Below are 20,969 nucleotides of genomic sequence, written 5' to 3'. Positions count from 1 at the left end.
CCTACTGACGGGGATTCTGTCTTAGACGTTTTCGACTTGGGCTTGATGTGCCATTTGTAGCAATTCAGCTAAATGCTTAACCTTGCGTCCTGTCTCTTGCTCAATTTGCTCTCGACAACTAAAGCCATTGGTCAGAATAATAGTTTCCTGATCGGCAGCTCGAATAGCGGGCAGCAATACTAGCTCGCCAACGGCTTTGGATATCTCCACATGCTCTGGATTAAATCCAAATGAACCTGCCATACCGCAGCAACCACTATCGATGTAATTAGCCTTAGCACCCAAGGCGGCTAATAGAGCTACATCGCCCTTGGTACCAAATAAAGACTTCTGATGGCAATGTGAGTGAACCAAGATGTTGCAATCTAAGGGTGGTGGTGTGTAGCCCTGTTCGTGCAGAAAATCCCCAAGCAAATAGGTGCTCGATGCCAAGAGCTTCGCTCTTGGATCATTCGGGAAGAACTTTAATAGCTCATCCTTAAACACTGACATACAACCAGGCTCAAGACCCACAACGGCAATCGGTGCAGTTGGATTTGATTGGATCTCACTACCGATCGCATCCAAAATCTTTTCGAGCTTTTGTTTTGCTAGGTCTAAATAACCAAAGTCGTACAAAGGTCGTCCGCAGCATAGGGGTGTCTTCGGCAGTGTTGCTTCAAAGCCCGCATGCGCCAGGACTTCAACTGCTGCATTAGCCACCTCGGGATGAAAGTGCTCGCAGAAAGTATCCACCCAAAGAATGACTTTCTTCTGACCAACATTTGTATGCTTTGATGGGTTGAATTGCTTTCTGAAGGACTGGTTCGCAAACTTAGGCAGACTGCGTTCTTGTGCCACGCCACCAAGCCATTTGGCGACATTAGAAAGCACAGGTGTTTGCATGACTCCATTGATCAGCCAGGAGCACTTACTAGCCCATGGCGCCCAATCCCCAATACGACCCATGGTCAGAGCCTGACGAGGCCTGCTATTGGTTTCGTGATAGTGGGATAAGAACTCCGCTTTGTACGAAGCCATATCAACGTGCGCAGGACAATCGCTCTTGCAACCTTTGCATGAGAGGCAAGTATCCAAAGCTTCTTTAAGCTCTTTACTTTCCCAACCATCCTTAATTACTTCGCCTTGGAGCATTTCCCAGAAGAGTCGTGAGCGGCCACGAGTAGAAAAGCGCTCTTCTTTAGTGGCACGATAGCTTGGACACATGGTGCCAATTTTTTCACTACGGCACTTACCCATACCAACACAGCGCTCAACTGCCCTCTGAAATCCATTGCCTTCTTGGCTTAAGAAATTTAATCGCGTTTTGATATTAACTACTTTGTACTCTGGACCCATGCGTAGGTTTTCATCTACGCGATAAGGGTGGACGACCTTACCGGGATTGAGCTTGTTTTGCGGATCCCAGATCCGCTTGAACTCATGCATTGCGCCCATCAACTCTTCACCGAACATGATGGGGAGAAATTCTGCTCTGGCCTGACCATCACCATGCTCACCAGTGAGTGAGCCACCAAACTCCACTACTAAGGTCGCCGCATCCCGAATGAAGGATCTAAATTTGGCAACACCTTCTGCAGATCGCAAGTTAAAGGTGATGCGCGCATGAATACATCCATCTCCAAAGTGGCCGTAGAGTGAAGTCTCATATTCGTAAGAGTCCACTAGCGCTTGGAAAGCGCGCAGGTACTCACCTAAACGCGCTGGATCAACCGCAGCATCTTCCCAGCCTACCACTGGGTCAGGAGAGTTTGGGTCAATCGATAAGTGGGTGGCTGATGCACCATTTTCACGAATCGACCAAATACGTTTTTGCACCAGAGGATCAGGTTCAAGCCATGTCGAGGGTTTGGGGCCTTTGGTTCTTGTCTTGAAATACTGCTCCGCTTTTTCAGCCTGAGCTATAGCGCCTTCGATAGTGTCATCACCAAATTCCACAACTACCCAGGCATTTCCAGGGGGGAGCAAATCAATTTCTGCTTTAGCTAAATTACGCTCTTGTAAACCACGGATAATTTTGTAATCCAAGCCTTCGATCGCAATCGGATTAAAGGATTGGTATTCCGGTACAGCATCGCCTGCTAGATAAATATCATCAAAGCCTAAAACCAAAACCACCCGTTTTGCAGGGCTCTTTACCAAGCGCACCTTAGCAGCTAGAGTGAGCGCACAAGTACCTTCAGTACCCACCAAGGCACGTGCGACGTTAAACCCATTCTCAGGCAAGAGTTGATCTAAGTTATAGCCAGAAACGCGGCGCTTAATATTGGGAAAGCGCGCACGAATTAAATCCGCATAGCGATCACGCAAAGTCAGTAAATCTTGATAGATCTGACCCTTACGCCCGCCGGCAGCAATAATCTCTTGCAGCTCTTGATCAGAGGTTGGGCCAACCCAAAAGCGCTCACCGTCATACGTCATAATCTCGAGCGCTTCAGTGTTCTCTAGCGTCTTGCCTGCCATCACTGAATGGGCACCACAGGAATTATTGGCAACCATGCCGCCTAGGGTGCAACGGCTATGCGTGGAGGGGTCTGGTGCAAAAGTGAGTCCATGGAGTTCAGCGGCATCACGTAATGAATCACAAATCACACCTGGCTCAACAACGGCATTGCCAGCCTTTGGATCCAAGTCAAGAATATGGTTGCAGTACTTGGAGATATCAAACACCACAGCGTTATTGACTGTTTGGCCATTCATGGAAGTACCAGCACCGCGCATGAGCACCGGCGCATTATTGCGATGGCAAATTTCGATGCCCTTTACAAACTCTTCTGTATTTCTGGGGGTAACAACCCCGATTGGAATTTGTCGATAGTTGGATGCCTCCGAGGCATATACCGCTTGGTGGGCAGTATCAAAATGAACAGAGCTTCCAAGAGCCGCTGTAAGCTCAACATTAAGCTGCTCCCACTGAGAAATACCGCCCATGATTCATTCCTTATTAGATGCAATGACCCCTTTTCGGGCATTGGATATTTTATCAACTCCCAGGAATTCTCGTATGACCCCAATGTTTGACAAAACCCCTCTAGCAGGCAAGAATCAATCCCATGAATAAAGCTCCCAAGGTTCTTGCATTTGATGTATTTGGCACAGTAGTTGACTGGCATGGCTCGATTGCTGCTGAGGTCACTCGACTGGGGCTACAGGTTGATCCGGATGCTTTTGCTACAGCCTGGCGACAGGGCTACAAACCAGCTATGGCTAGAGTGCGCTCTGGTGAACTTCCGTGGACCAAAATTGACGATCTTCATCGCATGATTTTGGATAATGTTCTCAAGACCTTCAAGATCACCTCACTAACTGAAACTCAAGTGCAGGATCTGAATCTAATTTGGCACCGCCTTACCCCTTGGTCAGAAACGGTCGAAGGTTTGCACAAGTTGAAAAGTCAGTTCACGATCGTGACGCTATCCAATGGCAATCTGGGTTTATTGGCCAACATGGCAAAAAATGCTGGCTTGCCTTGGGATTTAATTCTTTCGGCTGAAGTGTTTCGTCACTACAAGCCAGATCCCGAAACCTATCTCGGGGTAGCAGATACTTTTAATGTTTTGCCTGAAGATGTGATGCTAGTTGCAGCTCATAAGGACGATCTGGTGGCCGCTCATGCCTGTGGATTACAAACTGCTTTTATTGAGCGTCCATTGGAGTTTGGGAAAAATCATCAACGAGACGATCTCCATGTGGAGCAATTTACTAACTACCACGCTAAAGACTTTATAGATCTTGCACGCCAGCTAGGCATATAAGATCTAGACTTTCATTAGACGTATTCGGCAACCTCTACCAGATTATTGTCTGGGTCACGCAAGTAGACCGAGCGAATTGGTCCGAGAGCGCCACGCCTTGGTACAGGACCAACATCAATGGCGACATTGTTTTTTTGAAGATGTGCAATAAAGTCATCCAAAGGAATGGCTGAAATCAGACAGAAGTCGCCTGAACCAATCGTAGGCACTCTGGCTTTGGTCGGTGTCTCTGTGTCTTTATCTTGCAGATTGATTTTTAATTGCCCAAAGCGTAATGAGTAACGTGGCTGACCTTCTGGCCCAGTAAAAAACTCCCTCTCAAAACCCAAGGCTTTTTCATACCACTGTGTGGTGAGTTCGATATCTGTCACAGTCAAAACAATGTGATCAATACGATCGATAATATTTTTCAAGATAGTCTCCAGGAATGTTGGCAACAATATGACGAAACGATCGAATCATCATACCGAAGAATATATAAATACGCCTAGGCTGAAGTCTTAGAGATAAAAAAGGCTTTAGGTACTTCGGTACACCAAACCACGCCATCCCCTACTTGACCTGTTTGGCAAATAGTCACGATGCGATCCATAAAGACTTGTGCAACTTCATCATTGCATACAATCTCAATCTTCACTTTGGCTGAATAGTCAGTTAACTCATCTTTGATGTTGAACTTCGCAGTTCGATTAGGGGCGCTACACCCCTCAACCTTAGTCACGGTCATGCCTGGGAAACCTGGAGTCTCCAGTAAGGCCGTTCTGAGAGCGGCTAACTTATTTGGGCGAATAACCGCCTTCACTTCCATCATGCTTCCACCTCTTTATCTTCAAACCATCTATATAAGACAGGGAGTACTAGTAATGTTAAAGCGGTTGAGGTAATTAATCCTGAAATCACCACAGCTGCCAGAGGGCGAGTCACTTCAGAGCCCGGGCCGCCTGAAAATAGCATCGGCACCAAAGCTAACATGGCGACCGAAGCGGTCATCATGACCGGCCTGAAGCGATGACCGCATCCATGCAACAAGGCATCTTCCATAGAGTAGCCATTCTCGCGCAGCTGCTTAATAAATGAAATCAGCACCACGCCATTGAGTACAGCAATACCCCAGAGGTTAATAAAGCCTACTGCAGCTGGAACCGAGAGGTACTCTCCAGCAATAAAGAGTCCAAATACACCACCAATCGAAGCAAATGGCAATACCAAAATAATCAAACCCGCCAAGCGCATCGACTTAAAGAGCATGAAGAGCAAGAAATAGATCGCCAAAATCGTTATCGGGATGATGATCATCAAACGAGCCATAGCGCGTTCCATGTTTTCAAATTGCCCACCCCACTCCAGGGTGTAGCCTTGCGGTAACTCCACCTGCTTGGCGATAAGACTTTGTGCCTCTTTTACGAATCCACCAAGATCACGACCATCTACATTGACGCCAACGACTAAACGTCGTTTACCAGACTCCCGAGAAATCTGTGCTGGGCCATCAACCAAAGAAATATCAGCTAAGTCACGCATCAAGACTTGAGCACCATCAGGTGAATGCAAGATGATATTTTCAATTGCATCAACTTTATCCCGATATGGGGCCGGATAGCGCAGAACCAAAGGAAAGCGTCTCTCCCCTTCATACACTGTACTTGCCTGCTTACCACCTATTGCTGTTTCAATCACATCATTCACATCAGAAACATTAATTCCATACCGAGCGATTGCATCGCGATTAATGTTGATATTGAGATAGTTCTGCCCGGTAGCTTGCTCAATTCGCAAGTCGTTGCTACCTTTCATCTTGGTCAGAATTTGACTGATCTGAGCGCCCAACTTTTGGAGTGTTGCCATATCATCTCCAAAAATTTTAATTGCCACTTGAGAGCGCACACCAGAAACCATTTCATCCACACGCGCTGCGATTGGCTGAGAAATAGAAAGCTCAATACCTGGCAAGGTCTTCAACTTGTCGCGAATCTGTTGTGCAATCTCTTCCTGGCTAAACTTGCGATCGCCCAAAGGCTTTAATGTCACGATAGGATCAGATTCATTAGGCTGACCTGGATCTGCAGGAGACTCACCCTTACCGAGACGAGATACCGCCATCTTCACATCCGGAATAGTCATGATGCGTTTAATCGCTTCAAACTCCAGCTTGATAGATTCATCCAGGGAAATATTGGGAGCACGAACAATCACGGGCGTAATGGAGCCCTCTTGCATTACCGGAATAAATGCTTTTCCCAGCAGAGCAAATCCAACAATGCTTGCAGCTAAGCCCATTAAAGATCTTTTGACAACCAACTTAGGATTGGTAAGACACCAATGTAACCAACGGTCATATGGCGCGCGTAAACGTGCTACGATTTTTGTGTCATCTTCGCTCCCACCCTTCAAGATATAAGAGCAAAGAACTGGGGATAGGGTGAAAGAAAGAATTAGTGAAATAGTGAGTGCAATGGCAATCGTAATAGCCATTGGTGCAAACATCTTTCCTTCCATGCCCTCCAGAGATAGGAGGGGCATGAAAACTAAAATAATGATGCCAACACCAAAGAGTACCGGCGTACCAACTTCGGTAGCTGCCTCCAAAATAATACGAATCTTTGACTCACCAGTCTTCAGCCTTTCGCCTAGCTTGGCAAAGGTATTTTCTACTACCACTACCGAGCCATCGACCATGATGCCGATTGCAATCGCCAAACCTCCAAGCGACATGAGGTTAGCAGAGATGCCATAACGGTTCATCACCAAGAATGTCAGTAGGGGCGTGAGGATTAAGGTTGCCACCACAATGAGAGAGGAGCGCACGTCACCCAGGAACAGGAAGAGCAGGATCACCACCAAGATCACACCCTCAATCAACACTTTTGCTACGTTGAACATCGCAGCATTTACCAGGTCCGTACGATCATAAAAAGGGACAATCTGCAGGCCATCAGGCAATAACTTACCCTCATTAATTTCAGCAACCTTTTGTTTAATGCGATTGACTACCTCTCGGGCATTACCACCGCGAATCATCTGAATGATGCCGGCAACACTTTCGGTATAGCCATTTTTAATGGCGGCGCCCTGCCTAACCTCGCTACCGATAGTCACTTCCGCGACATTCTTAACGTAAACCGGGATCCCCTTAACCTCTTTGAGAATAATTTTTCCGATATCTTCAGGCTTGGTAACTAATCCCACCCCCCGAATCAAGAAACGCTCTGCATAGCTAGGCAACTGCCCACCACCAGAATTAGCATTATTTCTAGCAAGAGCCTCATACACTTCGCGCAAACTGACTTGGTAATGGCGCAATCGCTCTGGATTAACAAGCACTTGATATTCACGGGCAAAACCGCCCTGCGTATTGATTTCCGCAACACCTGCGATAGACCGCAACATTGGACGAACAACCCAATCTTGAATCGTGCGGCGCTCTTCGAGTTCTTCTACCGATAACTGCCTATCCCCATCGGAGGGATGGTCTAGAGTGTATTGGTAGATCTCTCCCAGCCCTGTAGATGGTGGCGCCATTACTGGAGTAATACCCTCCGGCATTTTGGAGGCCACCTCAATCAAACGCTCGGTAACCAATTGACGAGCGAAATACAAATCTGTTTTTTCAGTAAAAACCAAGGTAATCACAGATAAGCCATTACGGTTCAGGGAACGCATTTCAGTTAACCCTGGAAGACCCGTCATTCCCAACTCAATTGGCACTGTGACAAAGCGCTCCACCTCTTCAGGTGAGCGTCCTGGTGCCTCAGAGGCAATTTGCACCTGTACGTTGGTGACATCCGGAAAAGCGTCGACCGATAAACGCTTGGTTGCCAATAGTCCAGCTACAAAAAGGACGAGCGCAATAATGGCAACTAGAAGACGTTGTTGAAGTGAAAGTCGAACAATTTTCTCAATCATGAGATCTATCCACCGCTCAACTGTCGCTTACGTTCGGCATTCAAATGAAAGGCGCCATTAACAGCAATTTCCTGACCCTCTTTAAGCCCAGAAATTACAGGGCGATATCCTTTCCCTTCTGGCCCTAATTTAACAGTGATCATGCGATAAGTATCTTCATCCTCACGAATAAAAACATGATCATGATTATCTTGGCGAATCACAGCGCTTACTGGCACCAATAGCCTCTCGGTAGGTTGACTTTCGATCATCATAGTTGCCAACATGCCGGGCTTGATCAGGCTATCTTTATTAGGCACTTCCATTCTGACAACTACCGTACGTGTTTGTGGATTCACAATCGAGTCCACGTGAGCAACTACACCTTCAACCTCAGCATTCCTGAGGGCTGGAATAATCAAGGTAATTTTTTGCCCCTTGTGAATCAAGTAGGCATTACTCTCAGGTATTTCAGATACGGCCCATAAAGTACTCAAGTCAGCCACTGTAAAGAGTGCTTCTGCAGGCTGAACAACTTGACCCTTATTAATCTTGCGCTCAACGATTTCACCGGGAATAGTGGCGATGACATTATTGGTGGATTCAATCACGCCAGATTTAGCCAGTCTATCAATACTAGGCTGATCCATACCTTGAACTCTCAGCTGATCATTAGCAGCACGAAACTCTGCCTTTGCGCTACTAGCTTCAGACTCACGTCTTTGCAACTCAGCCAAAGCAATCACATCCTCTTTAAATAAAATTCTGGCCCGATTAGCAGCTTGATCAGCTAACTGACTAGCGCTTTTGGCCTTTAGGTAAGCGAGTTGGGATTGGGTTAATTCAGTTGAAGTAATTTTAGCGAGGATATCCCCCTGCTTTACGATCTGACCAGGAACGCCCAGGATTTCAGACACCCGCCCCGTGACATTAGCACCAATGCGGGATAAAAAGAGCTCGTTGAAATCAATGCGACCAGATGCTCGCAACTCCTCCACAAATGAGCCCGAATAAAGATTGCCATCTGTAATCATTTTGCGCAAATCGGCATTAACAATAACTATATTGGGGTCTTGGACCGACTTAATGGTTGGACTACGATCAAAAACATTGAAGTAATTTAGGATGATCAAAAATAAACAAAACCAAGGAAAGTAAAAAAGCCCTTTCTGGGTCCACTGAGGACTCTTATCGTATTGCTGAGCAACGCGAGGTAAATGCGTACTAAACCACTCATGGGTCAGCGCATACCAGTCGTTCTGAGTCTTAATGACGATGGCAATCCATTTTTGAACATGAACCTTTGCCACCAATCTATAACGAGCGTAAAGCTCCTTCAATTTGTCAATTTTTGCTATGAATTCTTGTCTCATTGCTTTCCACTCTCAATTTTTTGAATCCACTCCGGAGTTGCTCTTAAACGCTGAATCTCCGTAACGACTGAAGCCAAATCAAAACGAGCCTTAATCAAATCATTCCGAGCCACCCTAAATGTTCTTTGTGCATCCAAATACTCCAGCATGCCACGCTCACCGTAACGATAAGAAACTTCAGCAATCCGACGTGCACTAGATGCCAGCTGAACCACATCTTGATCAAGAATTTTTACTTGATAACTTGTCATTTGATAGAGCTTATATGCCGTCTCTAGCTGTTGCTCAAGGCTTTGGCTTTGAGCGTTGAATTGATTCTTAGCTTTAGATGCATTGGCCTCTGCTTCCGCAATTTGCCCACCCTTAAAGTCCCAGATAGGGATGCTCACTACCAGGCCATATAGACGGTCAGTAAAGTTAGGATCGTTATATTGCTGGGCTTTAATAGACAGCCTAGGCAAGCGCGAGTTCTGTTCGAAACTAAGCTTAGATTCAGTTGCTTCGACTTCCGCCTTTGCTCGCTGTAGCTCAGGACTCTGGGCATGCAGCTCACTTAGCAAGATTGGTAGGGCTGGCAAGGTCTCGATCTTAATCGGCTGCGGTACTACCTCAAAGCTATTCGGTAAGTTATGACCAACAACCTGCCTAAGCTGACCCTTAGCCTGATCAACTCTGAGTTTGCTAGATTCTGCATTAATTTGCGCATTCAGAAATTCTGCTTGTGCTCGAATCAATTCAAAGCGAGCAGTCTCCCCTACGTCATAACGAATTTGCATGCGATCACGAATTTGCTTGGTTAAACCCAAGTCTTCTTCAGCTGCCTTTAGCTCCGCTTCACGGCGCATCAACTCATAAAAACGTTGCTGAACTCTGGAGATCATTTCAATTTCAAAAGCAACTCGGGTCGCATCTGCAGCCCGCAAGTTAGCCTCAGCAGCATTTACTCTGGGATAGCGGGTATAGGGCATATCCAATGGTTGTGTCACTGACCACGACGACACATTGCCTGTGGTTAATGGGCCTGATGCAGATCTTTGTTGACCAGTATTCAACTCAAACTCAGGATTTGGAATTGCCCGAGCGGAAGAAAGTTGCCCCTTAATTGCCTTAGATTGATCGCGCGCTGCCAGCACTTGAGGGCTTGACTCCAATGCTAGCCCAATGAGTTCATTGAGTGTAAGTGGCTTTTGAGCTTGTGCACTGACGCCGCCCGCAAAGAGGACGCAGACTACAAAGATCAATGCTGGGGCTAAGCGTTTCATTACGACAATTTTAGAGAACAAATAAGATCATTCATTATCTCGCCCTATTAAAGGGGAGATACGTGAAATTCCCCAAATAAGGGATAAAGGCACGGTTTTGAGTGGGGAAATCAAGGCTTGGGGCTGCAAATTCAAAAGATAACCATTTATAAAAATTAAAATGGTCTTGCCTTGATATTGATTCACCTATATACCGAGCCCAAGGGCCGAATTGACGATATATAGGACTCAGCTGACTGAGCAGGCTACTCCCCACATGTGTAGGACTAATTAGATCATACTTATGACAAATCGATTGTATGGGGCCCCAATTGCTCATACATAGACGTGTTTTGAAAATCGTCCATATTGCTGACTTTTATGGAATGTCTTTTGAACAAGTTTATAGATTTTCTTAAGACACATTTCCAAAGCCATCCGCTTGTCTCTTGCCGCCATGCTCACTTCGATTTGATGATGATCAAATGTCTCCAAGCAAATCTTGCAATGTTGATTACAAGTCGTCTTCGACGATGCAACTGCAGTGTATTGAATCTTAATTTTGCGCACCATCCAGAAAAGTCGCTTTAAGGAGAACTTCACCCTGTTCTCAGTAAAAGCCTTCAACTCCGGTTCTATTTCTTCTCTAGAATCTAAGATCACATTCATTGACATCTCCTTTGTTAAATACAGGATCAGAATACATAGCATTTCTATCCTAATAAAGAGGAATTAAATTGAATTTAATTCAGTATTTAACTGAATATATATAGATAAAAAAATGCCCTCGGGAAGAGGGCATAAAAGAGAACAGCAGGATTAAAACTAATCAATCACTACAGCCATCAGCGCGGTTGCTGCGCCAGCACCCAGGGCTGGAATACCCCAACGCTCCAGTACAGGTAATGTGCTGCCAGTCACCACCTCTACAGGAATATCGCTAATTTCTAGCAACCTAGCCGTAGTTGAGTTTTCAAATAAACGGCTTAGCGAGTTTTTCTTTGAAGTACCAATCACAATACGATTGCACTCAAGCCGCATCGCTTCATCACGAATAGCGCTGCCCTTGTCTCCACAGACATAGGTAAAAGTAAAGTTCAAGCCATGCTTTTCAAGATAAGCAGATGCTGAGGCTACAGCTTCAGCTGCACGCTCAGCATGCCACTCATTAATAGTTTGTTTGCTCAAAAATTTACCAATGTGACGATATAAAGTAGGCTGCACATTGCACAGATAAAAATGTGCACCGGCATCTTGCCCATAAGTTTTCACAGCATGCTTTACTGCCATGTCTGAGTTTTTTGAACCATCCACAGGAATTAATATTTTATTCATTATGTTTTCTCCAAAATTAGGGGACTGCTCTTGTAAAACCACTTTTGCCGACTCCGGAACTACAACCGAAGGAGCAATCACACCTTCAAGCGCACGCCTACTTCTAATAAAACCACTAGCTAATACACCCGACACAACAGCTACTTGAATCACGTATTCCAAAGCAGGGCCCTGGGAAGCAAGCCACTCTTGAGATAGAGGCTCAGAAATCATCATCTTTGCGGCAGTCCATGCGAGCACACCAGCACCCAAGTAAGTCACAGAAGGGTAGCGCTCAACGAGCTTGAGTATTTGTGTAGACCCCCAAATGACTACTGGAATGCTAATTAATAATCCTAGGACTACAAGCACATAACTGCCGTGTGATGCGCCCGCTACTGCGAGAACATTATCGAGACCCATGATGGCATCTGCAATCACAATAGTTTTCATTGCGCCCCAAAAGGTAGTGGAGGCTTGGCCGTGCTCATCCTTTTCTTGTTCAGGATTCAGTAGGCGATAAGCAATCCAAACCAATAGCAAGCCACCTATCAACATCAGGCCAGGGATCTTCAATAAATAGACGACCACTAAAGTCATAGCGCTTCTGACAGCAATAGCGCCTACAGCACCCCAAACGATTGCTTTTTTCTGTAGATGCGCTGGCAAGTTTCTAGCAGCCATCGCAATCACAATCGCGTTATCCCCCGCAAGCACTAAATCAATCACGATAATTGCGAGCAAAGCCGAAAAGAATTCCGGGCTAAATAGTTCCAATTTCATCTCCTCAAATAATTACCCATGGATTCCATGGATTTCCATGGGGTTAATGTAGGCCGATTTGCACTTAACTAAAAGCAGATATATATTGATAATAATTTCGTAAAAAACTGACAATTAAAATGCTCTATAACTATCGCCACCTTTACTACTTTTGGGTAGTTGCTAAAGAAGGCAGCATGTCTAAGGCCGCTGAACGCCTCAATATCGCAATCCAGACAATTAGCGCCCAAGTGCATGAATTAGAAAAATCGCTTGGATATCTCCTATTTAAGCCGGCCGGTCGCGGGATTGCGTTAACCGAGTCTGGATATGCCGCCCTTGAAATTGCCGATCAAATCTTTCTCTTAGGGGAGCGATTGCCCGAAGCAGTCAGAGAGGCTGCAAGCTCTCCTAAAATTAAAATTACAGTTGGAGTATCAGATGGTCTGCCAAAGCTGGTAACTAGACAGCTACTAGAACCTATTCTGGAAAAAAATGATGTGCAGCTCATTGCGCATGAAGGTGAATTTGAAGATCTTTTAGCAGATCTAGCCTTGCATAGATTAGATATTGTTCTTGCTGATAGGCCTGCACCAATAAACAAAAATCTACATGTTTACAGCGAAGAATTAATAAAGTCATCGATAGCCTGGTTTGGCCCTAAGAAGCTACTTAAGCAATCTAAGAAAGCATTTCCAGCCTGTCTGAATGATTTACCCATTTTGCTGCCAACCTCCCACTCGAAGGTTCGGCATTTGATAGATCAATGGTTTGCCGAAAATGGCATAAACCCCAATATTGCTGGAGAGTTTGAGGATAGCGCCCTACTAAAAACCTTTGCAGCGAGTGGCCTTGGAGTGTTTCCTGCCGGCGAAAGTATTAGAAAAGATTTGCAAGAAACCTATCACATCGAAATGATTGGTAAGTGCGAAGATATCTATGAATATTTTTATGCCATTCGCTCGGAAAAGAAAATTCAGCACCCACTAGTAGAGGCAATTATTAGGCGTTAGGCTATGGCAAATTTTTTAGACCCAGCAATTCTCTTTTTTATATTTGGTGCATTTGCTGGTGCCGTGAAATCGAATCTAGAAATCCCGCAACCAATCGCTCGATTTCTATCGCTCTACTTATTAATGGCATTAGGCCTCAAAGGAGGATTTGCCCTACATAAGTCAGGCTTTACTGTAGAGATTGCACTCTCTCTCGGTCTTGCTATATTTCTGGCCATTCTTATTCCCATCATTGGCTATCAAATTCTGAGAACTAAATTGAATGCATTTGATGCAGCAGCCGTTGCCGCTACCTATGGTTCAGTCAGTGCGGTCACATTTATTACAGCCACCCAATACTTAGATCAATTCAATATCAGTTATGGCGGCCACATGGCTGCGGCGATGGCTCTCATGGAGTCCCCGGCGGTTATTTTTGCAATCGTTTTAGCAAACAAAGCGAGGGCTACACAAATAAACCAGACTAAAAATGGGTATCAACAAACAGGCATCTCAAAGATACTGCATGAGTCATTTACCGATGGTGCACAACTTCTCTTGCTGGGGTCGATGGTCGTGGGCCTAATCAGCGGGGATGCAGGTCAGAAGCTCATGGCGCCATTTTCAATTGATCTCTTCAAGGGAATGCTCGCATTTTTCCTCCTGGACATGGGTTTAATGGCAGCCAGAAATATTAAAGACCTGCGTGGAAAACCAACTATCACCTTGCTTTATGCGATTGGCTCACCCTTTTCACATGCCCTCATCGCATTGGGACTCTGCAAGCTTGTGGGGCTGCCACTGGGGAACACCATACTTCTAATGGTTCTTGCCTCTAGCGCCTCTTACATTGCCGTACCTGCTGTTTTACGACACGCCTTGCCCGAAGTAAATCCCGGGCTCTATATGGGAATGTCGCTGGGAATCACCTTCCCATTCAATATTATTTTAGGCATTCCCCTGTATTCCATGATCGCCAAATTAGTAATATAAAAAACGCTATTTCTTTTTTGACTTGGATGAAGAACTGCTTTTTTGCACTGATGAAAACTTACTCATATTTTCAACATTTTTCTCAAAGCCAGCAAATGAGTCTGCCATTGCCGCACGAATCAATTCAAAATTCTGAAGTGCATTATTGAATGAGGCTTTGAATACAGAGGTATAGGGCTCGGTTCCTGCTGGAGCATTTTGAGTAGCTTCATTCACGAAATGGATTAAGTCATGCTGAGAGTCTTTAATCATTGTCTCGGCAATTTTGGCCAATTCTTTATTTCCGCTAGCTAAAGCTTGAAAAAGTTGGGCTTGATAATCAGCCACTTCTTTTGCAGCATCTTGCAAAACCTCAGCGTGGACATAATCAAATGCTGCCTTGGGATCCTGGGTTTTCATGAGCTCTGCAACCTTAGCTTGCAATCGAGCAGAAAGCTCTTGTGCAGCACGCTGATTTAATTGAGCAATCTCCTGGGCGCTTGTGAGTGCCGCTTGGCCAGCCGCCTGAGCTGCCTTCATACCTTTGGTCTGATTTGCAATTGCACCTAAATCAAATGGATTCTTGCTCATTTGCACTCCCCTTGTTTATTTGTGATTTTTTCAATCTACTCCCGAATGGCTGGTATGGAGATAGAGAAATACCACTAGAGGCTGGCAGAAATAGAAAAGGGCACCCACAGGCACCCTTTTTAACCCCACTAGATTAATTAGCGTACGACGATATTCGCGCCCTGACGCAATTGGGATAAGAATTCAAACTGTTTTTTCTGCATCAATCCATTACGAATGGCTGCTTTAGCCTGCTCAAAAGTAGGCGGCTTGCTAGATTTTTTATCTTCTAACTTAATCAAATACCAACCTTGCGGCATCTGAATTGGTGCTGGTGAAACTTGACCCTTGGCAAGAGTAGTCAGAGCACTAGCAATTTGTGGCAATGTCTGACCTGCTTGCACCCAGCCTACAGCCCCACCCTGCACTTTATTTGGCGCCAGAGAAACACTCCTAGCCACCTTATCAAAAGACTCGCCTTTTTTAATCCTAGCTAGGGCGGCCTGGGCGTCAGCTTCAGTAGCAACAGCGATATCACTGACCTTGTATTCCACAATCATGCCTTGCGGGCCCAAAGAAGCAATCTCGCGGTTGTACTCCGCTTGCACATCAGCATCGCTCACAGGATTTTGCGACATATAAGTCGACAACTCTAAGTCTGCTAAATAATTTTGACGAATGAGGGCTAGCTGACTATTGGCTCTATCAGAATTAGCAAGCCCATCTTTATCAGCCTGTTGCGATAAGAGTGAGATTTCAATCATTTTTCCAAGCACTGCTTTACGTAGCTCTGGTGAATCTTTTTGACCCTGAGATAAGGCCGCTTGGATACCTTGCTCAACAGCGTCATTGGAAATGATGAATCCATTAACAGAGGCGGCAGCATTGACTGGCAAAGAATTTTGGGAATATGCAGCGCTTACAAAGCCGAAGGCTATCAGAGCACTTGCAATAAAACGAATGGAATGGAATTTCATAAATAACTCTTTTCTAAAATATTGAAGCAATGTTACCAGCTAGCTAGTGTCAGAAGGTGAAGGTTGCGGGGATTGGCTCAAATGGTGCGGCTGATTCAGCGCCTTGTGCTTCGGCCTGCTCTTCACCATCTGGATTTTTGATATAGCGAGAATCAAATGGCACTTTGGGCTGCTGACTAACAGGTGGCCGCTCTACATAAACTGGGCCTGAAGGAGTCTCGATTGGCGCAATAGCTTGATTATTAAACTCCTGAATTTGCGCAGGTGTATAAGGTGAAAATGTTTGTGCGATCACAGTTGGTGAAATGGCGTAACTATAAGCAAAGATACATATCGTGATTGCTGTACACCGAATGGATATAGTCATCATGCTTTCTTTTTTATACCTAGGCGAGCAAGCCATCGGCAATTAATTTAATACTAGCAAGCAATAAGAAAAACTGGACGGTGATGTAGTACCACTTAGCCGAAATCTTTTTAGCCAAATAAAATCCTAGGTAGACGCCTACTGGCACTAAGGGCAAAAACAGTATTGAAGTGGCTAATTGATTGAAGTTCAGTAAATCAAGATAAGCGTAAGGAACTAGCTTCCCGAAATTAATCACAGTGAAAAAGATACCCAAGGTTGAGGTGTACACCATGGGGGAGACTTTCTCTCTGAGCATATAGATTGTGATGGGAGGCCCGCCTATGTGCGCCACAAAAGAAGTGAAGCCGGATACGCCCCCCATCAATCTGCCTAACCAGGGAAATGGCTTAGCTCCTTTTAGATCAATGCGCGACATCACTACACTTTGGATCAAAAAGAGCAATGTAAAGATGCCAATTGAGAGTGAAAGGATCTTCGGGGTAATGGCCGAAAAAAAGAGATAGCCCAAAAGCATTCCAAATGCAGCGGGTAATAAAACCAACTTCAGTATTCGCCAATCGGCATTCTTGAGAAATCGTCGCAAACCAACCAAATCAATTGCAATTAAGAGTGGCAATAAGATTGCTAGAGCCTCATTGATGCTGGACTGACTAGCCATCAGCGGCAAGGACAGTACTCCTAGGCCTGCACCAAATCCACTTTTAGAAATGCCCACAATAATGACGCTAATCGCAGCCAAGATAAAAAAGGCAGAGGAGTGATCATTAAAAGCCTGAACCAAGGAAATCATGAGGAAATGACCGATGACGATAGGGTGGAATAGCTATTTTAGGGCTAAATGGGTGTGGATTCGTATATATAAAGGTATCCTAAAGCCTCATGTCTTACCTACCTCTCATTCATGAAGACACCTATTTCTTTTTCCAATCAGACTGACGGCCTTGATAGCGGCGAATGCTACCTCATACGCCCTATCCAGCTAGATGATCGTGACGGAATCATTGGCTTATTTAATCATCTCTCGCCTGATAGCCGATATATGAGATTTGCCCATGCAATCTCCAAACTTCCTGATGCATTTTTGGATGATATTTTGCACTTGGACTACAAAAAGGAAATGGCTCTCGTGGCAGTCATGCCAAATCAAACAGGTATCGAGGAGATTGTAGGTATCTCACGGTACGTGACTCCACCCAATCAAAATACGTGTGAGTTCTCTCTCAGCGTCAGTGATGACCACACTACACATGGCATCGGTACGCATTTAATGCTTGACCTGATTGCATGTGCAAAAGAAAACGGATTAGAAGAAATGCTTGGCTATGTCTTAAGTAAAAACCTAAAAATGTTGCACTTAGTTTCAGAGTTAGGATTTCAGATTAGCAACCCAGATGAAGATCCCGACTTTAAAATTGTCAAACTAAAACTCTGAACACTATAGCTATGCATACATCCAATCACATTCATTCGGAGTCATCCACCCTCATCCTCATTGACTTACAGGGGCGTCTGATGCCCGCAATTGATCAAGGTGAGGCCATTCTCAATCAGTGCATCCGGATTGCCAAGATTGCTCAACTGCTCGAGATTCCGATTATTGGAACCGAGCAAAGCCCAAAAAGTCTAGGGAGCAATATTGAATCCATCAAATCGTTTTGCAGCAAAACTATTAGCAAGGAGCATTTCAATGCCTGCGCTGATGGCCTCATAGCAGCCATCTCAGATGGCCGCAGACAATGCATTCTGATGGGCTGCGAAACCCATGTTTGCCTCATGCAAACAGCACTCAAACTGATCGATGAAGGCTTTGATGTATCAGTGGTGGTGGATGGGGTTGGCTCGCGCCGTACGCTTGATAAGCAAATTGCCCTTGATCGACTGCATGCAGCCGGTGCTAGACCAATTACCGCAGAAATGCTGGGATTTGAATGGTTAAAGAGCGCTCAAAATCCAGTCTTCAAAGAAGTTCTTGCGCTCCTGAAATAATAGGGCTGGGCTAGTGAGCCTTTATTTGCTATTCTGCAGCATCACCTAAAGGATTCCTATGACGAACGACACTCAAACCCAAAACGACGAAGATTTTGACTATGGGTGCGAATGCGCCATGACTCTCTTAAATGAGCCAACAGAAGATTGCCTGAATGATCTGATTGATGAGCTTGATGAAGATGGCATGATCGCCACTGAAGTTGTTTATGGTTTATTGGCAACTATTCTGATGAGTATTACCTCAGAAGATGAAGAGGATGAGGAAGTTCAGTAAACGAACTAGCCTTTAACTTGAAGGGCGAATTGATCCATGGCGCATGCCATGGTGATATCGAGCTCAGTCAAAGACTTCATTGAATGGGTGCTCAAACGCACTGACACCTTATTCCATGAATTCGACCAATCGGGATGATGGTCTAATTCCTCGGCGAAGTTTGCACACAGCGTCATAAACTCAAAGGCACTTTTAAAGTCTTTAAACACAAAGACCCGACCTAACTCTTGAGTACCGTGGTCGACCTGCCATTCAGGCAGAATTTTTTCAAAATCAAAATCGCTTGTAACTAGTTTTGGCTTAGGCACTGGGGGTATCCACACTTTTAGATAGCATTTGTAAATCTTCTGGATACAGCCAACGCCATTCCCCCTCGGCTATATCCGCAGGCATCACATATTGCCCGATTTCAGAGCGATGAAGCTTGGCAACATGATTACCAACTGCCGCCATCATTCGCTTCACTTGATGGTAACGCCCCTCAACAATAGTCATTGCTAAAACATGTTCGCTCAACTGCTTGCATGCCGTAGCAAAACAAGGCTTTGGATCATCATCCAGCACAACCCCGTTCAGTAAATGGTCGATCTGTTTTTGGGTGATAGGTTCGGGGGTAGTGATCTCATACACTTTGCCAATGTTTTTCTTTGGCGTAGTCATCTTGTGAATAAATTGACCATCGTCTGAAATCAAAATGAGGCCAGTGGTATCGAAGTCCAAGCGGCCAACGCATTGCAAGCCACGCTCTACAAACGGCTTAGGCAATAAGCTATAAACACTGGGGTGATGTGTGGTTTTATGAGAGCACTCATAGTTTGGTGGCTTATTAAAGGCAATATAGGCCTTTTCATGAAACTCCCAATCTTTACCCTCTACATTTAGCATCAATCCCTCAGTCGCAATGCGCTCCTCAGGATCTTCTGCTAAAACACCATTTACCTTCACTAGGTCGGCATAGACTAAATCACTGCAATAGCGCCTAGTGCCAAATCCTTGGCTAAATAATATTTTTTCGAGAGAAATTGGTTTGGCCATATCTTGCCGAGAATACTACAAAGCTGACTGACTGCGCGACCGGCAAATGAAGTCGTTATGATGAGTAAATACCGTTTTATCGTTTATCACTTACTGCCCTTATGCTCTCTACTCCAGCACCCAGAAACCCACTCCATACCCGCGAAATTACTTTTCAGGGCTACGCTCGAGAAGATGGCTTATGGGATATTGAAGCCCATCTACGAGACTTTAAATTTCATCCCTTTACTACCGGTGGAAAAACTTGGGAGCCCGGCCAAGCTTTTCACGATATGTGGGTTCGGATTACCGTCAATACTGAATTGGTGATTCAAGCAATTGAGGTTGCAATGGATAGCCACCCTCATCCAGAATGCCCTCAAGTAATCCCCCCAATGGATGCACTCATTGGGACGCGCCTGGGTAAAGGTTGGCGTAAAACCATCAATGAACATCTTGGTGGAATTAAGGGATGCACGCATTTGCGAGAGCTTCTCAGCAATATCGCAACCGCCGCTTTTCAGTCTATCCCTGGCGCCCTATTTGATCCAGATGAGAATAAACCGCCGCTCTATTTAGGAACTTGCAAATCTTGGGATTTTGATGGTCCGGTAGTAATGCGCGTCTATCCCCAATTTTACAAATGGAAGCCTACACTCTAGCTTTTCTTAAAACTCACCACGGTGAACATTAAAAGGATTGAAGGCTTGTTGCACTGGCATTAACTCCACCAAATTAATATTCATATGGCTTGGTAAGTTAGCAGACCAGTAAATAGCCTCAGCAACATCATCCGCACTCAAGGCCTTCACACCGGTATAGACCTTATCGGCTTTAGCATCATCCCCTTTAAAGCGCACATTCGAAAATTCCGTGCCTGAGCACATGCCAGGCTCAACGCAAGTAACGCGAACTGGCGTACCAATTAAATCCGCCCTGAGATTTAAGCTAAATTGCTGCACAAATGCCTTGGTCCCTCCGTAAACATTGCCACCAGGATAAGGGTAGCTCGCCGCGACAGAACCTAAATTAATCACGTGTCCACATTTACGCTCCACCATGCCCGGCAAGAAAGCGCGCGTCATATGGACCAAGCCCTTAATATTGGTATCAATCATTTGATCCCAGTCGGTGAGATAGGCTTGATGCGCTGGTTCTAGACCTAAAGCCAATCCAGCGTTATTGACCAGCACCGTTACTTTGGCAAAGTCTGCTGGTAATGTGGCAGCAAGACCATCCACTTTAGCGCTATCGCATACATCGACGGCCAAGGTCAGCAATTTTTTCTGCTGTTCTGCTGAGAGAGATGCCTTTAAGGCCTCTAGGCGCTCCACCCTTCTTCCTAAAGCGATAACTTGATGGCCATTTGCCAGAAATCGTCTGGCAGTTGCTTCGCCGAAGCCGGCTGTAGCGCCGGTCACTAAAACTGTATGTTCCATATATCTCTACTTATTGTTTGTCATTGTCTGAGTCATTTATATTAC

At 45.2% G+C, this 20,969-nt stretch carries 21 protein-coding genes and 1 pseudogene; 7 read left to right on the top strand and 15 right to left on the bottom strand.

What is annotated here, in order from left to right:
• Nucleotides 1–21 precede the first annotated feature (21 nt).
• Nucleotides 22–2,931 (bottom strand): FAD-binding and (Fe-S)-binding domain-containing protein, encoded by a 2,910-nt coding sequence (locus tag FD971_RS02085; RefSeq protein WP_215334468.1) that lies wholly within the window; start codon nucleotides 2,929–2,931, stop codon nucleotides 22–24.
• Between the two features lie 122 nt (nucleotides 2,932–3,053).
• Between FD971_RS02085 and FD971_RS02080 the strand changes: the two genes are divergently transcribed.
• A complete protein-coding gene (locus FD971_RS02080) occupies nucleotides 3,054–3,755 on the top strand; it encodes a haloacid dehalogenase type II (RefSeq protein ID WP_215334467.1) in 702 nt (233 codons plus the stop codon).
• Nucleotides 3,756–3,769: 14 nt separating this feature from the next.
• Here the strand turns inward: FD971_RS02080 and FD971_RS02075 are convergent, their stop codons facing one another.
• The 7 genes and pseudogenes from FD971_RS02075 to FD971_RS09900 all read right to left on the bottom strand — a co-directional run.
• Complete coding sequence (locus FD971_RS02075) at nucleotides 3,770–4,168, bottom strand: VOC family protein (protein ID WP_215334466.1); 399 nt, start codon at nucleotides 4,166–4,168, stop codon at nucleotides 3,770–3,772.
• Between the two features lie 74 nt (nucleotides 4,169–4,242).
• Entirely contained in the window at nucleotides 4,243–4,566 is a 324-nt protein-coding gene (locus FD971_RS02070) for a P-II family nitrogen regulator (protein ID WP_215334465.1), read from the bottom strand.
• On the bottom strand, nucleotides 4,563–7,658 hold the full coding sequence (locus tag FD971_RS02065) for an efflux RND transporter permease subunit (protein ID WP_215334464.1): 3,096 nt from the start codon (nucleotides 7,656–7,658) through the stop codon (nucleotides 4,563–4,565). Before FD971_RS02065 ends, FD971_RS02070 begins: the two co-directional genes overlap by 4 nt.
• A 5-nt stretch (nucleotides 7,659–7,663) precedes the next feature.
• Entirely contained in the window at nucleotides 7,664–9,010 is a 1,347-nt protein-coding gene (locus FD971_RS02060) for an efflux RND transporter periplasmic adaptor subunit (RefSeq protein WP_215334463.1), read from the bottom strand.
• A complete protein-coding gene (locus FD971_RS02055) occupies nucleotides 9,007–10,272 on the bottom strand; it encodes a TolC family protein (protein WP_215334462.1) in 1,266 nt (421 codons plus the stop codon). The genes FD971_RS02060 and FD971_RS02055 overlap by 4 nt, the downstream gene beginning before the upstream one ends.
• A gap of 804 nt (nucleotides 10,273–11,076) precedes the next feature.
• Nucleotides 11,077–11,586 carry a universal stress protein gene (locus tag FD971_RS09905; RefSeq protein WP_256442906.1) on the bottom strand — a complete coding sequence of 170 codons (510 nt, stop codon included), beginning with the start codon at nucleotides 11,584–11,586 and terminating at the stop codon, nucleotides 11,077–11,079.
• Nucleotides 11,587–11,679: 93 nt separating this feature from the next.
• Nucleotides 11,680–12,348, bottom strand: a pseudogene (locus tag FD971_RS09900) (TerC family protein); the annotation flags it as partial.
• A 119-nt stretch (nucleotides 12,349–12,467) separates the two neighbouring features.
• On the opposite strand from FD971_RS09900, the gene FD971_RS02045 reads away from it, so the two are divergent.
• On the top strand, nucleotides 12,468–13,340 hold the full coding sequence (locus FD971_RS02045; protein ID WP_371743048.1) for a LysR family transcriptional regulator: 873 nt from the start codon (nucleotides 12,468–12,470) through the stop codon (nucleotides 13,338–13,340).
• Between the two features lie 3 nt (nucleotides 13,341–13,343).
• Entirely contained in the window at nucleotides 13,344–14,312 is a 969-nt protein-coding gene (locus FD971_RS02040; RefSeq protein ID WP_215334460.1) for a sodium-dependent bicarbonate transport family permease, read from the top strand.
• A 6-nt stretch (nucleotides 14,313–14,318) separates the two neighbouring features.
• Here FD971_RS02040 and FD971_RS02035 read toward each other — a convergent pair whose 3' ends face one another.
• The 4 genes from FD971_RS02035 to FD971_RS02020 all read right to left on the bottom strand — a co-directional run bounded on the left by FD971_RS02035 (nucleotide 14,319) and on the right by FD971_RS02020 (nucleotide 16,998).
• Nucleotides 14,319–14,882 (bottom strand): phasin family protein, encoded by a 564-nt coding sequence (locus FD971_RS02035; RefSeq protein ID WP_215334459.1) that lies wholly within the window; start codon nucleotides 14,880–14,882, stop codon nucleotides 14,319–14,321.
• 137 nt (nucleotides 14,883–15,019) lie between these two features.
• Nucleotides 15,020–15,868, bottom strand: coding sequence for a peptidylprolyl isomerase (locus FD971_RS02030; protein ID WP_256442902.1), 849 nt, complete (start codon nucleotides 15,866–15,868; stop codon nucleotides 15,020–15,022).
• A gap of 19 nt (nucleotides 15,869–15,887) precedes the next feature.
• On the bottom strand, nucleotides 15,888–16,208 hold the full coding sequence (locus tag FD971_RS02025; RefSeq protein WP_215334457.1) for a hypothetical protein: 321 nt from the start codon (nucleotides 16,206–16,208) through the stop codon (nucleotides 15,888–15,890).
• A gap of 16 nt (nucleotides 16,209–16,224) precedes the next feature.
• On the bottom strand, nucleotides 16,225–16,998 hold the full coding sequence (locus tag FD971_RS02020; RefSeq protein ID WP_251368662.1) for a sulfite exporter TauE/SafE family protein: 774 nt from the start codon (nucleotides 16,996–16,998) through the stop codon (nucleotides 16,225–16,227).
• 111 nt (nucleotides 16,999–17,109) lie between these two features.
• Here FD971_RS02020 and FD971_RS02015 point away from each other — a divergent pair, with 111 nt between their 5' ends.
• The 3 genes from FD971_RS02015 to FD971_RS02005 are packed head-to-tail and all read left to right on the top strand — an operon-like array spanning nucleotide 17,110 to nucleotide 18,471.
• Nucleotides 17,110–17,640 (top strand): GNAT family N-acetyltransferase, encoded by a 531-nt coding sequence (locus FD971_RS02015; protein WP_215334456.1) that lies wholly within the window; start codon nucleotides 17,110–17,112, stop codon nucleotides 17,638–17,640.
• A gap of 11 nt (nucleotides 17,641–17,651) precedes the next feature.
• A complete protein-coding gene (locus FD971_RS02010) occupies nucleotides 17,652–18,194 on the top strand; it encodes an isochorismatase family protein (protein WP_215334455.1) in 543 nt (180 codons plus the stop codon).
• 58 nt (nucleotides 18,195–18,252) lie between these two features.
• Entirely contained in the window at nucleotides 18,253–18,471 is a 219-nt protein-coding gene (locus FD971_RS02005) for a hypothetical protein (protein WP_215302665.1), read from the top strand.
• 5 nt (nucleotides 18,472–18,476) lie between these two features.
• On the opposite strand, the gene FD971_RS02000 is transcribed toward FD971_RS02005, so the two are convergent.
• Nucleotides 18,477–18,779 (bottom strand): 4a-hydroxytetrahydrobiopterin dehydratase, encoded by a 303-nt coding sequence (locus FD971_RS02000; protein WP_215334454.1) that lies wholly within the window; start codon nucleotides 18,777–18,779, stop codon nucleotides 18,477–18,479.
• On the bottom strand, nucleotides 18,772–19,506 hold the full coding sequence (locus FD971_RS01995) for a pseudouridine synthase (RefSeq protein WP_215334453.1): 735 nt from the start codon (nucleotides 19,504–19,506) through the stop codon (nucleotides 18,772–18,774). The genes FD971_RS02000 and FD971_RS01995 overlap by 8 nt, the downstream gene beginning before the upstream one ends.
• A gap of 101 nt (nucleotides 19,507–19,607) precedes the next feature.
• On the opposite strand from FD971_RS01995, the gene FD971_RS01990 reads away from it, so the two are divergent.
• On the top strand, nucleotides 19,608–20,147 hold the full coding sequence (locus tag FD971_RS01990; RefSeq protein ID WP_215334452.1) for a DUF2889 domain-containing protein: 540 nt from the start codon (nucleotides 19,608–19,610) through the stop codon (nucleotides 20,145–20,147).
• 6 nt (nucleotides 20,148–20,153) lie between these two features.
• On the opposite strand, the gene FD971_RS01985 is transcribed toward FD971_RS01990, so the two are convergent.
• Nucleotides 20,154–20,924 carry an SDR family oxidoreductase gene (locus FD971_RS01985; protein ID WP_215334451.1) on the bottom strand — a complete coding sequence of 257 codons (771 nt, stop codon included), beginning with the start codon at nucleotides 20,922–20,924 and terminating at the stop codon, nucleotides 20,154–20,156.
• Between the last annotated feature and the right edge of the window lie 45 nt (nucleotides 20,925–20,969).

It is taken from the genome of Polynucleobacter sp. AP-Ainpum-60-G11, assembly GCF_018688375.1.
GTDB lineage: Bacteria > Pseudomonadota > Gammaproteobacteria > Burkholderiales > Burkholderiaceae > Polynucleobacter.
Note: the sequence above shows the minus strand (reverse complement) of the source record. Positions and strands in the feature narration are given on the sequence as shown.

Bases quoted from the DNA above. Each gene is read 5' to 3' on its own strand.
- FD971_RS02085 (WP_215334468.1), bottom strand. From the start codon at position 2,931: ATGGGCGGTATTTCTCAGTGGGAGCAGCTTAATGTTGAGCTTACAGCG.
- FD971_RS02080 (WP_215334467.1), top strand. From the start codon at position 3,054: ATGAATAAAGCTCCCAAGGTTCTTGCATTTGATGTATTTGGCACAGTA.
- FD971_RS02070 (WP_215334465.1), bottom strand. From the start codon at position 4,566: ATGATGGAAGTGAAGGCGGTTATTCGCCCAAATAAGTTAGCCGCTCTC.
- FD971_RS02065 (WP_215334464.1), bottom strand. From the start codon at position 7,658: ATGATTGAGAAAATTGTTCGACTTTCACTTCAACAACGTCTTCTAGTT.
- FD971_RS02060 (WP_215334463.1), bottom strand. From the start codon at position 9,010: ATGAGACAAGAATTCATAGCAAAAATTGACAAATTGAAGGAGCTTTAC.
- FD971_RS02055 (WP_215334462.1), bottom strand. From the start codon at position 10,272: ATGAAACGCTTAGCCCCAGCATTGATCTTTGTAGTCTGCGTCCTCTTT.
- FD971_RS09905 (WP_256442906.1), bottom strand. From the start codon at position 11,586: ATGAATAAAATATTAATTCCTGTGGATGGTTCAAAAAACTCAGACATG.
- FD971_RS02045 (WP_371743048.1), top strand. From the start codon at position 12,468: ATGCTCTATAACTATCGCCACCTTTACTACTTTTGGGTAGTTGCTAAA.
- FD971_RS02040 (WP_215334460.1), top strand. From the start codon at position 13,344: ATGGCAAATTTTTTAGACCCAGCAATTCTCTTTTTTATATTTGGTGCA.
- FD971_RS02035 (WP_215334459.1), bottom strand. From the start codon at position 14,882: ATGAGCAAGAATCCATTTGATTTAGGTGCAATTGCAAATCAGACCAAA.
- FD971_RS02025 (WP_215334457.1), bottom strand. From the start codon at position 16,208: ATGATGACTATATCCATTCGGTGTACAGCAATCACGATATGTATCTTT.
- FD971_RS02020 (WP_251368662.1), bottom strand. From the start codon at position 16,998: ATGATTTCCTTGGTTCAGGCTTTTAATGATCACTCCTCTGCCTTTTTT.
- FD971_RS02015 (WP_215334456.1), top strand. From the start codon at position 17,110: ATGAAGACACCTATTTCTTTTTCCAATCAGACTGACGGCCTTGATAGC.
- FD971_RS02010 (WP_215334455.1), top strand. From the start codon at position 17,652: ATGCATACATCCAATCACATTCATTCGGAGTCATCCACCCTCATCCTC.
- FD971_RS02005 (WP_215302665.1), top strand. From the start codon at position 18,253: ATGACGAACGACACTCAAACCCAAAACGACGAAGATTTTGACTATGGG.
- FD971_RS01995 (WP_215334453.1), bottom strand. From the start codon at position 19,506: ATGGCCAAACCAATTTCTCTCGAAAAAATATTATTTAGCCAAGGATTT.
- FD971_RS01990 (WP_215334452.1), top strand. From the start codon at position 19,608: ATGCTCTCTACTCCAGCACCCAGAAACCCACTCCATACCCGCGAAATT.
- FD971_RS01985 (WP_215334451.1), bottom strand. From the start codon at position 20,924: ATGGAACATACAGTTTTAGTGACCGGCGCTACAGCCGGCTTCGGCGAA.